This window comes from Nocardioides pymetrozini (assembly GCF_046058985.1).
GTDB lineage: Bacteria > Actinomycetota > Actinomycetes > Propionibacteriales > Nocardioidaceae > Nocardioides.
Map to the genome: position 1 here is coordinate 3,098,282 of NZ_CP175556.1, position 12,196 is coordinate 3,110,477.

Here is a 12,196-nt window from a genome sequence, read left to right on the forward strand (position 1 = left end):
ACGTGGGTCAGCCCTGGCGGCGCCGGAGCACGGGTACGGCGGCGGCCGCGCCCAGCACGAGGACGACCAGTCCGACGCCCAGCCACGCCGGGAACCCGCCGTCGCCGTCCGCTGCGTCCACGTCGGCGGCCGTGGCCTCCGGTCCCTCGGTGATCTCGTCGATCGACGGCAGGCCAGTGGTCGAGGTCTGGCTCGGGACGTCGGTCGGGGCCGTCGAGGTCGCGGCCTCGGTCGGCGTCGGCGTACCGCTCGGGGTCGGGGTGGCGGTCGGGGTCACGCTCGCGGTCGTCGTGCTCGTCGCGGCCGGCGCGCTCGGGGTGGGCTTCTTCCCCGCGGGCGACTTCTTCGTGGCCGTCGACCGGGTCGGGCTCGCGGTGGGGGTCGGCTTCGCCTCGACCACGCGCGGGGTCGGGGCGACGTCCGGGGGCGCGGCCTGGCCGCTGCCCTTGTGCCAGGAGAAGGCGACATAGCCGCCGTCGGGAATGCGCAGGCTGGCCACGCCGCGGTTGGCGTAGGTCCAGGTGCCGCTCTTCCCGTCGGACCACCACAGACTCCAGTAGGAGTCGGTCTCGGTGCAGTCGCCGTTGCTCGGGTTGCCGTTGACCTTGCAGACGAAGCCGCTCATGCCGGCGGCCTTGCTGTACTCCAGCGCGTAGCCGGCGTCGGCGAAGTTCTTCGCCGCCACGTCGTCGCCGACGTGCGGGTCGCAGCCCGAGCTGATGCCCGCGCCGAGCTCGTTGGAGTCGACGACGACCGACACGCCGGTCGAGCCGCCGCAGGCCGCTGCACGCGCCGGCCCCTGGGGAAGGAGCGCCACGGCGCCCGCGACGAGGATCGTCGCGGCCGCCGTGCGGAACGTCGCGTGGAGCGTCATCAGACGACCCGGATCGTGGCCTTGCCCCGACGGTCGGGGAACTGGCCCTTGACCTTGACCTTGGCCTTGCCGCGCTTGGTGACCTTGACCTTCACCGTGGCCACGCCCTGGGCGTTGGCCGTGCCGGTGGCCTTCTTCTTGCCGATCTTCACGGTCACGGACTCGCCCGCCGCGAGCCGCTTGACCTTGATCGTGGCCTTCTTCTTGGCCTTCACCGTCGAGGGCGCCTTGACCTTGAGCGTGGTCGCGGCGAGGGCGTGCACCGTGGCCGTGACCGAGCCGCCGATCGTGGTCAGGGTGACCAGGTGGCGTCCGGTGCCCGCAGGAGCCTTCAAGGAAGCGCTGCCGCCCTGGACCCACGCCGACGAGCCGCCCAGAGTCACGCAGGCGTTCCCACTCGGCGCCAGGCCCGACGCGCGCACGTCGAACAGATCGGAGACGTGGACGAAGGCCGGCACGCTGAGTGACGGAGCACCGGCGGCGGAGGTCGCGGACGGGAGCGCGCGGACCGCCTGGGCGGTCGCGAGCGTCCAGCTGGACCTCGTCTCCGCGGTGATCCCGAACGTCCTGCCCTCGCTCACGTAGGACACATCCGCGGGAATCGCACCCTTCTCGACCGAGAGCTTTCCGTCGCACGCCGTGCCGACTGTCTGGTGGCGCTGCACCCACGCGGCGGCGCTCGCCGCGGCCTCGGTCCTGCCGGCCAGGCGCAGGGCCTCCGCGGCGAGCCCGGTGCTGTTGGCGCTCTCAACGAAGTCGTAGGGCGCGACCCAGCTGATGTACCCGAACGCTCCGTTGCGGTGTTGGCCAGCCAACCATGCCGAGGCGCTGGCGACGACGTCCTCCGAGCCGGCCATGCCACTGATCGCGCGGATGCCGAGAGAGGTCTCGTCGCTGGACGAGGTGCAGGTGGCCGGGTCGTCGGTCGCGCCCCACCCGAAGCCACCGTCCGCGCACCGCTGCTTCCCGACCAGGAAGTCGTAGGCCTTGTCCGTCTCTGTGGCGGCCTCCGAGCCGCGGAGAGCCTGGACGGCGAGCGCTTGGCCGTAGGTGTACGGGTAGGTCGTGAGCTCGCCGGTCGTGTCGTCGATGGCTGCCTCGAGCTTCACGATCAGATTGCCCGCCGGCGTGTCGGTCGGGTCGGCCCCGACCGTCTCGTAGAAGATCGCCGCCATCGCGACGTTCTGGTCGCCCTTCTCCACATAGCTCTCGAGTGCCGCATCGACACCGAGCTTGGCGCGGGCGTCGGGTGTCGCACCGAGCGCCGTGGCGGACAGCGCGTACTCGATCGTGGAGGTGACATCCCCGGCGATCAGGTTCGCGCCGTCGAACTGCTTGCCCAGCCAGGCCAACCCCGCGTTCTGGGCAGTCGGGTCGGCGGCCTGCGCGGCCGGAGCCGGGGAGAAGGCCAGCAGTCCTCCGGCGGCGACGGCGGTGCCGGCGACGGCCGCGACCGAGCGGCGTACGAGCGAACGAGGGGACATGTGGGGCCTTCCCGCTGCAGGCGGCGGGCGGGCCCAGGTGGTCCTGTGCCGCTGACCCGCTGCTCTCCGCGACAGCGTTGTGTCAGGACGCGCTGCGGCGGGTGCTCCGGCTCACCGCTCCCCCGAGGGGCGGTCCACGGTTGCGGGTCAGCGCCGGGATTCGACCGGCTTCCCCCACCACGGGCGTGTTGTCGATGTGTCCGGGGCAGCGTACCTCTGCCGCCCGCCCTGGCCCGCATCCGGCCGCACGTGGTGCGCACTCCGCAGCTGTAACTAACTGTTCTTGTCGCTACCTGACCCGTCTACAGGTCAGGTAGCAGCGCGAACAGGCAGTTACAGCTGCGGTGCTCGCCGTCAGGCCAGCTTCTCCAGGATCAGCTCCCGCACGCGGGCGGCGTCGGCCTGGCCGCGGGTGGCCTTCATGACCGCGCCGATGATCGCGCCGGCGGCGGCGTGGTTGCCCCCGCGGATCTTGTCGGCGATGTCCGGCTGGGCGGCCAGCGCTTCGTCGATCGCGGCGAGCAGCGGGCCGTCGTCGGAGACCAGGGCCAGGCCGCGCTTCTCGATGATCTCCGCGGGGGTGCCCTCGCCGGCGATCAGGCCGTCGAAGACCTGGCGCGCGAGCTTGTCGTTGATCGTCTTCGCGTCGACCAGGGCCTGCACCTCGGCGACCTGCTGCGGCGTCACGCCGACCTCGGCCAGCTCGACGCCGGCGTCGTTGGCGCGGCGCAGCAGCTCGGCCACCCACCACTTGCGGGCCGACTGCGGCGCGGTGCCCTCGGCGACCGTGGCCTCGATCAGCGGGAGCGCTCCCGCGGCCCAGACGTCGCGCATCTCGAGGTCGGAGAAGCCGTACTCCGCCTGCAGCCGCGCCCGGCGCTGGGTCGGGTTCTCGGGCAGGGTGCCGCGCAGCTCCTCGACCCACTCCCGCGACGGGGCGACGGGGACGAGGTCGGGCTCCGGGAAGTACCGGTAGTCCTCGGCGTCGGACTTCTCGCGTCCCGAGGACGTCGTCCCGGTGTCCTCGTGGAAGTGCCGGGTCTCCTGCAGCACCGAGCCGCCCGCGTCCAGGATGCCGGCGTGCCGGGACATCTCGAAGCGCACCGCCCGCTCGACCGAGCGCAGCGAGTTGACGTTCTTCGTCTCCGAGCGCGTGCCCAGCACGCCCGCCCCCTTGGGGGCGAGGGACAGGTTCACGTCCGCGCGGATCGACCCCTGGTCCATCCGCGCGTCGGAGACGCCGAGGGCGACGATCAGGTCGCGGAGCTGGGCGACGTACGCACGGGCGACCGCCGGCGCCTTCTCGGCCGGCACCAGGATCGGCCGGGTCACGATCTCGATCAGAGGGATCCCGGCCCGGTTGTAGTCCACGAGCGAGTAGTCCGCGCCGTGGATGCGGCCGGTCGCCCCGCCGACGTGGGTGGACTTGCCGGTGTCCTCCTCCATGTGGGCGCGCTCGATCTCGATCCGGAAGGTCTCCCCGTCCACCTCGACGTCGAGCCAGCCGTCGAAGGCGATCGGCTCGTCGTACTGGGAGGTCTGGAAGTTCTTCGGCATGTCCGGGTAGAAGTAGTTCTTCCGGGCGAACCGGCACCACTCCGCGATCGAGCAGTTCAGCGCCAGCCCGATCCGGATCGCCGACTCGACGGCCTTGCCGTTGACGACCGGCATCGCGCCCGGCAGGCCCAGGCAGGTCGGGCAGACCTGACTGTTGGGCGCGGCGCCGAACTCCGTCGGGCAGCCGCAGAACATCTTCGTGTTGGTGTTGAGCTCGACGTGCACCTCGAGGCCGAGGGCCGGGTCGTACGTGGCGACGACCTCGTCGAACGGAACGAGCACCTCGGTCATCGTCCACCCTCCAGCTCCGGCGCCTTGGCCAGGATCGGACCGCCCCACCGGGAGGTCAGGGCCGCCTCGACGGCGGCGCCGACGCGGTAGAGCCGCTCGTCGGCGAGCGCCGGCGCCAGCACCTGGAAGCCGACCGGCAGGCCGTCCTCCTCGGCGAGGCCGGCGGGCACCGAGATGCCCGGTACGCCGGCCAGGTTGGCCGGGATCGTCGCGAGATCCTGCAGGTACATCGCCAGCGGGTCGTCGAGCTTCTCCCCCAGGGGGAAGGCCGTGGTCGGCGAGGTCGGCGACACCAGGACGTCGACGTCCTCGAACGCCGCGGCGAAGTCGCGGGAGATCAGCGTGCGGACCTTCTGCGCCTGGCCGTAGTAGGCGTCGTAGTAGCCGCTCGACAGGGCGTAGGTGCCGATCATGATCCGGCGCTTGACCTCGTCGCCGAAGCCGGCGTCGCGGGTGGCCTTCATGACCGCCTCGGCGCTCGGGTCGCCCTGAGGCACGACGCGCAGGCCGTAGCGCATGGCGTCGAACTTGGCGAGGTTGGAGGAGCACTCGGCCGGCAGGATCAGGTAGTAGGTCGCCATCGCGTGCACGAAGGTCGGGCACGAGACCTCGGTGACCTCCGCGCCCAGGTCCTCGAGCAGCGCGACGGTCTCGGCGAAGCGCTCCATCACGCCCGGCTGCCAGCCGTCGCCGGCCAGCTCCTTGATGACGCCCACCTTGAGGCCGGCGAGGTCGCCCGCCGCGCCCTGGCGCGCGGCGTCCACGAAGCCGCCGACGGGAGTGTCGACCGACGTCGAGTCGAGCGGGTCGTGGCCGCCGATCAGCTCGTGCAGCAGGGCGGAGTCGAGGACGGTCCGGGTGACCGGGCCGACCTGGTCGAGGCTGTTGGCGAGCGCGACGAGGCCGTAGCGGGACACCCCGCCGTAGGTCGGCTTCACGCCGACGGTGCCGGTGACCGCGCCGGGCTGGCGGATCGAGCCGCCGGTGTCGGTGCCGAGGGCCAGCGGCGCCTCGAAGGCGGCCACCGCAGCGGCCGAGCCGCCGCCGGAGCCGCCCGGGATCCGTGACTGGTCCCACGGGTTGCGGGTCGGGCCGTACGCCGAGTGCTCGGTCGAGGAGCCCATGGCGAACTCGTCCATGTTGGTCTTGCCCAGGATCGGCAGGCCGGCGGCCTTGATCTTGGCGACCACGGTCGCGTCGTACGGCGGGACCCAGCCCTCGAGGATCTTCGAGCCGCACGTCGTGGGCAGGCCCTGCGTCGCGAGCACGTCCTTGACCGCGATCGGGACGCCGTCGAGGAGGTGGCGGGTCTCCCCCGCCGCGCGGCGCGCGTCGGACGCTGCCGCCTGCGCCAGCGCGCCCTCGGCGTCGACGTGGAGGAAGGCGTGGACGCCGGACTCGGCGTCGCCGTCGACGGCGGCGATCCGGTCGAGGTGCGCCTGGGTGACCTCCACGGAGGTCGTCTCGCCCGCGGCCAGCAGGTCGGCCAGCTCGGCGGCGGTCTTCCTGATCAGCTCGGCCGCCTGGTCGGTTCGCTCACTCACTGCTCGTCCCCCAGGATCCGCGGGACCCGGAACCGCTGCTCCTCGGCCTCCGGCGCGCCGGACAGCGCCTGCTCGGCGGTGAGGCCGGGCACGACGACGTCCTCGCGGAAGACGTTGGTGAGCGGGATCGGGTGCGAGGTCGGCGGCACGTCGTCGCCGGCCACACCGCTGATGGACGCGACCGCCTCGAGGATGACGTTGAGCTGGGGGGCCAGGTGGTCCAGCTCGGCGTCGTCGAGGTCGATCCGGGCGAGGTCGGCCAGGTGGGCCACCTCGTCGCGGGTGAGTTGAGACATGCCGGCGATTCTAGGTGGCGATCCGGTCCCTAGACTTCGCCGGGTGCACGTCCCTGCCCCCGCCCCACGCCGGCTCCCGGAGCGCGTGGTGGTCGCCGGTACGCCGGGCGACGCGCTGACCGGCTTCCTGCGGCGCCTGGCGGGCGCCCTCGACGTGCCGCTGGTCCCGCTCGCCGACCTGTCCGGGCCGGCCGAGGTGGCCCGGCTCGCGGCCTTCGGCGGATGGGTGACGACCGCCGAGGACGCGTGGGCGCGGCCGGTCCTGCTGGAGCGCGCCGAGCTCCTGGTCCAGGTGGACCTCGAGGCCGCGTCCTTCGCCGGCCGGGTGCGGCGCACGCTGCGCCGGATCCGCCCGGACGCCCGCGAGCCGGACCAGGGGTGGGTCGAGGGCGCGCGCCTCGCGCATCCGGGCCTCGAGGTCGCGCGGCTGCCGGACGCGGTGTCCGCCGACACCTGGCTCGCCTCGCTCTGACCCGTCGGCCGCGCCGGCCGGGCTCGCCTCAGGAGAGGTGGCGGCGCAGGAACCGGCCGGTCCGCTCCATCGACCGGCCCCACTGCGGGCCGAAGGCGTGCTCCTCGCCCGGGTAGGTCCGCATCGTCACGTCGACACCGGCGCGCTCCATCAGCCGGGCGGTGGCGCGGCTCCAGCGGATCGGGCAGGAGTCGTCGGAGGTCCCGTGATGGATGAGCACCGGCTCGGTGATGTCGCGGAAGTAGGTCCGGGCGCTGATCCCGGCCCAGAAGTCCGGCTGCTCGCTGGGCTCGCCGTACGCGCGCAGGATGCGGCGGGCGGCAGTGCTGCGGCCGGGGTCGGGGCGGATCCAGCGCTCGAAGTTGTCGACGGCATCCGAGCTGACCGGGGCGAACACCACCGCCGCGTCGACCAGGCCGGGCTGCACCGCGAGCGCGTTGTAGACGACGCCCCCGCCCATCGAGCGGCCGACGAGGGCGACCCGCTCGTCGTCGACCGGGCCGTCCCACGAGCGCAGCGCGTGGACGGCGTTCACGACGTCCTCGGTGTAGCCGAGCCTCATGTCGAGGCCGCGGCTGGCGTCGGGGTCGGAGCCGGCGTGGCCGCGGTAGTCGACGTGGAGGGCGATGTAGCCGTGCTCGCCGAACCACGCGCGCTCGCGCGTCATCCCCTGGCCGTTCACGTACGCCGCGGGGTCGATGTAGCCGTGCGCGAGCACGACCGCGGGGAACGGCCCCGGGCCCTCGGGGACGGCGAGCCGCCCGGACAGGGTGAGCCCACCGCCGCGGTAGGTGACGGCGTACTGCCGGTGGCCGGCGGTGCGGGCCACCTCCTCGCCGAGACGCAGCCGACCGCCGTCGAACTGCTTGCGCGCCAGCGCGGGCAGTGACACCGGGTGGGGCACGGCGGGCTGCGCGGCAGTGGGCGAGCCCGCGGTGGGTGCGGCCGAGACGCTCGGCTCCGGACGCGGCGGCGCCCCGTCCCGCTCTCCGCCGCGCTCGCCGGTGCTCGAGCAGGCGGTGCCGAGCAGCGCGAGCAGCACGACGGGGACCCAGCGCCTCATGCGGTCATTGTGCCTCGGCGGGGGCGGGCGGACCGTTCTGCAGCAGCGCCTTGAAGCCGTCCTCGTCGAGCACCGGGATCTTCAGCTGCTCGGCCTTGTCGGCCTTGGAGCCGGCGTTCTCGCCCACCACCACGAAGTCGGTCTTCTTCGAGACCGACCCGGCGGCCTTGCCGCCGCGGGACAGGATCGCCTCCTTCGCCGAGTCGCGGGAGAAGTCCTGCAACGAGCCGGTGACGACGATGGTGAGGCCCTCGAGGGTGCGCGGCACGCTCTCGTCGCGCTCGTCGGCCATCGCGACGCCGGCGGCCTCCCACTTGTCGACGATCGCGGTGTGCCACGGGACGCCGAACCACTCGATGACGGCGGCGGCGATGGTCGGGCCGACGCCCTCGGCGGCGGCCAGCTCGGCCTCCGAGGCCCCCCGGATCGCGGCCATCGAGCCGAACTCGGTGGCCAGGGCACGGGCCGCGGTGGGCCCGACGTGGCGGATGGAGAGGGCGACGAGGACCCGCCACAGCGGGACCTGCTTGCGCTCGGCCAGGTGGGCGAGGAGCTTCTCGCCGTTGGCGCTGAGCTGGGGGCCCTCCTCCCCCTTCTTGGGCGCGCGCGTGAAGAGCGGGGCGGTGAGCAGGCGCGCGGCGTCGAGGTCGAAGATGTCGCCCTCGTTGGCGATCGCCCCGGCCTCGAGCAGCGCGACGGCCGCCTCGTAGCCCAGGCCCTCGATGTCGAACGCGCCGCGCCCGGCGACATGGAAGACGCGCTCGCGGACCTGCGCGGGGCAGTGCTCGTGGTTGGGGCAGCGCAGGTCCTTGTCGCCCTCCTTCTGCTGGACCAGCTCGGTGCCGCACGCCGGGCAGTGGGTCGGCATCTCCCACTCCGCGAGGCCCTCGGGCCGCAGCGGCAGCACCGGCCCGACGATCTCCGGGATCACGTCGCCGGCCTTGCGCAGCACGACGGTGTCGCCCGGCCGCACGTCCTTGCGGCGCACCTCGTGCGCGTTGTGGAGGGTGGCCATCTCGACGGTCGAGCCCGCGACGCGCACCGGCTCCATGACGCCGTACGGCGTCACACGGCCGGTGCGCCCGGTGTTGACCCGGATGTCCTTGAGCAGGGTGTTGACCTCCTCGGGCGGGTACTTGTACGCGATCGCCCAGCGGGGCGCGCGGCTGGTCGAGCCGAGCCGCCGCTGGAGGGCGACGTCGTCGACCTTCACCACGACGCCGTCGATCTCGTAGGGCACCAGGCTGTGGCGGTGCTCCCCGGCGTGGGCGATGTAGCCCTCGACGTCGGCGAGCGTCGGCACCACCTCGACCCGCTCGGAGACGGGCAGGCCCCACGCCGCGAGCGCCCGGTAGGCCTCCGACTGGGCGGTGGGCTCGAAGCCCTCGCGTGCGCCGATGCCGTGGCAGACCATCCCGAGGGCGCGGGTGGCGGTGACCCGCGGGTCCTTCTGGCGCAGCGACCCGGCGGCGGCGTTGCGCGGGTTGGCGAACGCGGGCTTGCCGGCCTCGGTCATCGCCACGTTGAGCGCCTCGAAGGCCTCGACGGGCAAGAACACCTCGCCGCGCACCTCCACCAGAGCGGGCACCGGGAACTCGTCGGTGCCGGTCAGCCGGTGAGGGACCGAGTCGATGGTCCGCACGTTGGGCGTGACGTCCTCGCCGGTCCGCCCGTCGCCGCGCGTCAGCGCCCGGACCAGACGTCCCTGCTCGTAGAGCAGGTTGATGGCCAGGCCGTCGACCTTGAGCTCGCACAGCAGGGCGGGGTCGGCGATGCCGTCGCGGGACAGGCGGGCGTACCAGGCGCCCAGCTCCTCGAAGGAGAAGGCGTTGTCGAGGCTCTCCATCCGCTGGAGATGGTCGACCGCGGTGAACTCCGTCGACACCGCTCCCCCGACCTTCTGGGTGGGCGAGTCCGGCGTCCGGAGCTCGGCGTACTCCTCCTCCAGCTGCTCCAGCCGCCGCATCCGCGCGTCGAAGTCGGCGTCGGAGAGGGTCGGCTGGTCGAGGACGTAGTAGCGCCAGCGGGCCTCCTCCACCTCGTCGACGAGCGTGGCGTGCTCGTCGCGGGCCTCGGGCGGGACGACGGGGAGGTCGGCGGCGTCGCTCATGGACCGCATTCTTCCCTGTCGCTCCGACACGGTGTCGGCGGTCTGCGGCAGGGTCGGGAATCGATCCCCGAGAAATGAAGTTGACGAAACGAAACCGTTCCGTATTATCTATTCAGAACGGAACCGTTTCGTTTCATCCGACCCGATCCCCGGAGGCCCCGTGTCCCCCCGCAAGCCGAGCTCCCCCGAGGCGCCCACCCGACCCCGCGTCGAGGGCGACCGCGAGCAGGAGATCCTCGACGCGGCCCTGGCCGTGCTCGTCGAGGTCGGCTACGACCGGCTGACCATGGATGCCGTCGCCGCCCAGGCCAAGGCGTCGAAGGCGACCCTCTACCGCAAGTGGGAGGGCAAGGCCGCCCTCGTCATCGACGCCCTGATGTCGGAGAAGACCCCCCTGCAGGCGCCCCCGGACACGGGAAGCCTGCGCGAGGACCTGCTCAGCATGTTCTGCGGGACCGGTGGCCTCACCGACCGCCACCAGACCTCGCTGCTCGGCAGCGTGGTCACCGCGATCGGGCGTGACCCGCAGTTCGCCGCGGCCTTCCGGGAGCGGTTCATCGCCCCCAAGGTCGCCGTCGGGCGGGAGGTGTACGAGCGGGCCCGCCAGCGCGGCGAGCTGCGCGAGGACCTCGACCTCGACATCCTCACCGCGGCGCTGCCCGGCATCGTGCTGCACCGCATGTTCCTCCTCGGCGAGCAGCCGACACCCGACCTGATCGCCCGCGTGGTCGACCAGGTGATCATTCCCGCCGCCACCCGCGGCTGACCGCTCCACCCTCTCCTCTCCACCCACACGAAGGAACACCATGACCAACGTCGAATCACTCGACCCTGCGGAGACGACCTCGTCCGCAGACGCCGAGGTGACCACTCCCACCAAGCACGCCGGGCTCGCGCTCGTGCTGATCCTCACCGCGCAGCTGATGGTGGTGCTCGACGCCACCATCGCCAACATCGCGCTGCCCTACATCGGTGCCGACCTGTCCATCTCGCAGGCCAACCTCACCTGGATCGTGACCGGCTACGCCCTCGCGTTCGGCGGGCTGCTGCTGCTCGGCGGCCGTCTCGGCGACCTGTACGGCCGCCGCCGCCTGTTCATGCTCGGCCTGGCCACCTTCGCCGTGGCCTCCCTCCTCGGCGGTCTCGCGACGAGCGAGGGACTGCTGCTCGCCTCCCGTGCCCTCCAGGGCATCGGTGCGGCCATGGCGGCGCCCGCGGCGCTGGCCCTGATCACCACGACCTTCCCGGCCGGCCCGCAGCGCAACCGGGCGATGGCGGCGTACGCGACGATGTCCGGCGTCGGCGCGGCGATCGGCCTGATCCTCGGCGGCTGGCTCACCGGCCTCGACTCCTTCCTCGGCATCGACGTCGACGGGTGGCGGCTGACCTTCCTCATCAACGTCCCGATCGGCCTCGTGGCCGCCTTCCTCGCTCCCCGCGTCCTGGCGGAGTCCGAGTCCCACCCCGGCGAGATGGACATCCCCGGCGCCATCACCGGCACCCTCGGCCTGCTCGGCATCGTGTTCGGACTCTCGCGCGCCGGCGAGGAGGCCTACGGCTGGGACCACGCGCAGACCATCACCTCCCTGGTGGCAGGTGTCGTGCTCCTCGTCGCGTTCGCGGTCATCGAGTCGCGCGTCGCCCACCCGCTGCTGCCGATCCGGATCTTCGCCAACCGCACGCGGGCGACCAGCTTCGCGGCGATGATGATCGCCCCGGCCGCGATGTTCGCGATGTTCTACTTCCTGAGCCTGTTCATCCAGCAGATCATGGGCTTCGGCCCGCTCGAGGCCGGCTTCGCGTTCCTGCCGTTCTCGTTCGGCATCGTCTTCGGCGCGGGCCTCGCGTCCAACCTGGTCTCCCGGATCGACGCCCGCTACCTCGCGGGCACCGGCACCCTGCTGGCGGCCGCGGCGCTCTTCATGTTCTCGCGGATCCCGGTCGACGAGTCCCCGAAGGCGGTGCTGGGCGCGCTGGCCGACGGCGGCGCGGACATCAACTACTGGGCGCACGTCTTCCCGTTCATCGTCCTGATGTCCTTCGGCATGGGCATGGTGTTCGTGCCGATGACCCTCACCGCCGTGCACCACGTGCGGAGTGAGGACTCCGGCATCGGCTCGGGTGTGCTCAACACCATGCAGCAGGTGGGCGGCGCGCTCGGTCTCGCGACCCTGAGCACCGTGGCGCTCCACTTCTCCAACAACCAGGCCAGCGAGGTCGCGGGCCCGATGGCGGAGGCGATCGTCGCCGGCGGCGGCGACCCGAACGCGGCGGTGCCCGGCACCGACCTCAGCTTCCTCGAGGCCGCGATCTTCGGCTCGAGCTTCCCCGAGGGCGCGACCCACGCCTTCCTGGTGGCCTCGCTCCTGATGCTGGCGGCGTCCGCGGTGATCTGGGCGTTCCTCAACGTCAAGCACACCGAGCTGGCGACCGACGCCCCCGAGGGCGTGCACGTCGGCTGATCCCGACGTCCCGGGACGACCCGAGGGCCCGCCGGAGCGATCC

The 12,196-nt window shown here is 72.7% G+C and carries 10 protein-coding genes and 1 riboswitch; of the genes, 3 read left to right on the plus strand and 7 right to left on the minus strand.

Features of this window, described 5'->3' with window-relative positions; all coding sequences use genetic code 11:
- Positions 1-7: 7 nt before the first annotated feature.
- From ACJ5H2_RS15215 to gatC, 5 genes are all read right to left on the minus strand, one after another.
- Entirely contained in the window at positions 8-874 is an 867-nt protein-coding gene (locus ACJ5H2_RS15215; RefSeq protein ID WP_408896257.1) for a hypothetical protein, read from the minus strand.
- Entirely contained in the window at positions 874-2,358 is a 1,485-nt protein-coding gene (locus tag ACJ5H2_RS15220) for a hypothetical protein (protein ID WP_408896258.1), read from the minus strand. Before ACJ5H2_RS15220 ends, ACJ5H2_RS15215 begins: the two co-directional genes overlap by 1 nt.
- Positions 2,359-2,457: 99 nt before the next feature.
- Positions 2,458-2,533: riboswitch (cobalamin riboswitch) on the minus strand.
- 179 nt (positions 2,534-2,712) lie between these two features.
- On the minus strand, positions 2,713-4,206 hold the full coding sequence (gene gatB / locus ACJ5H2_RS15225; protein WP_408896259.1) for an Asp-tRNA(Asn)/Glu-tRNA(Gln) amidotransferase subunit GatB: 1,494 nt from the start codon (positions 4,204-4,206) through the stop codon (positions 2,713-2,715).
- Positions 4,203-5,750 carry an Asp-tRNA(Asn)/Glu-tRNA(Gln) amidotransferase subunit GatA gene (gene gatA, locus ACJ5H2_RS15230; protein WP_408896260.1) on the minus strand — a complete coding sequence of 516 codons (1,548 nt, stop codon included), beginning with the start codon at positions 5,748-5,750 and terminating at the stop codon, positions 4,203-4,205. Before gatA ends, gatB begins: the two co-directional genes overlap by 4 nt.
- Positions 5,747-6,046: an Asp-tRNA(Asn)/Glu-tRNA(Gln) amidotransferase subunit GatC gene (gene gatC / locus ACJ5H2_RS15235; protein WP_215814895.1), complete on the minus strand. Its 300-nt coding sequence runs from the start codon at positions 6,044-6,046 to the stop codon at positions 5,747-5,749. The genes gatA and gatC overlap by 4 nt, the downstream gene beginning before the upstream one ends.
- A gap of 43 nt (positions 6,047-6,089) precedes the next feature.
- Between gatC and ACJ5H2_RS15240 the strand changes: the two genes are divergently transcribed.
- Positions 6,090-6,518 (plus strand): hypothetical protein, encoded by a 429-nt coding sequence (locus ACJ5H2_RS15240; protein ID WP_408896261.1) that lies wholly within the window; start codon positions 6,090-6,092, stop codon positions 6,516-6,518.
- Positions 6,519-6,546: 28 nt separating this feature from the next.
- On the opposite strand, the gene ACJ5H2_RS15245 is transcribed toward ACJ5H2_RS15240, so the two are convergent.
- Both ACJ5H2_RS15245 and ligA read right to left on the minus strand, forming a co-directional pair.
- Positions 6,547-7,581, minus strand: coding sequence for an alpha/beta hydrolase family protein (locus tag ACJ5H2_RS15245; RefSeq protein ID WP_408896262.1), 1,035 nt, complete (start codon positions 7,579-7,581; stop codon positions 6,547-6,549).
- 4 nt (positions 7,582-7,585) lie between these two features.
- Entirely contained in the window at positions 7,586-9,691 is a 2,106-nt protein-coding gene (gene ligA / locus ACJ5H2_RS15250) for an NAD-dependent DNA ligase LigA (RefSeq protein ID WP_408896263.1), read from the minus strand.
- Positions 9,692-9,851: 160 nt separating this feature from the next.
- Here ligA and ACJ5H2_RS15255 point away from each other — a divergent pair, with 160 nt between their 5' ends.
- Both ACJ5H2_RS15255 and ACJ5H2_RS15260 read left to right on the plus strand, forming a co-directional pair.
- Positions 9,852-10,457, plus strand: coding sequence for a TetR/AcrR family transcriptional regulator (locus ACJ5H2_RS15255; protein WP_408896264.1), 606 nt, complete (start codon positions 9,852-9,854; stop codon positions 10,455-10,457).
- 40 nt (positions 10,458-10,497) lie between these two features.
- A complete protein-coding gene (locus tag ACJ5H2_RS15260) occupies positions 10,498-12,153 on the plus strand; it encodes an MFS transporter (RefSeq protein WP_408896265.1) in 1,656 nt (551 codons plus the stop codon).
- Positions 12,154-12,196 lie beyond the last annotated feature (43 nt).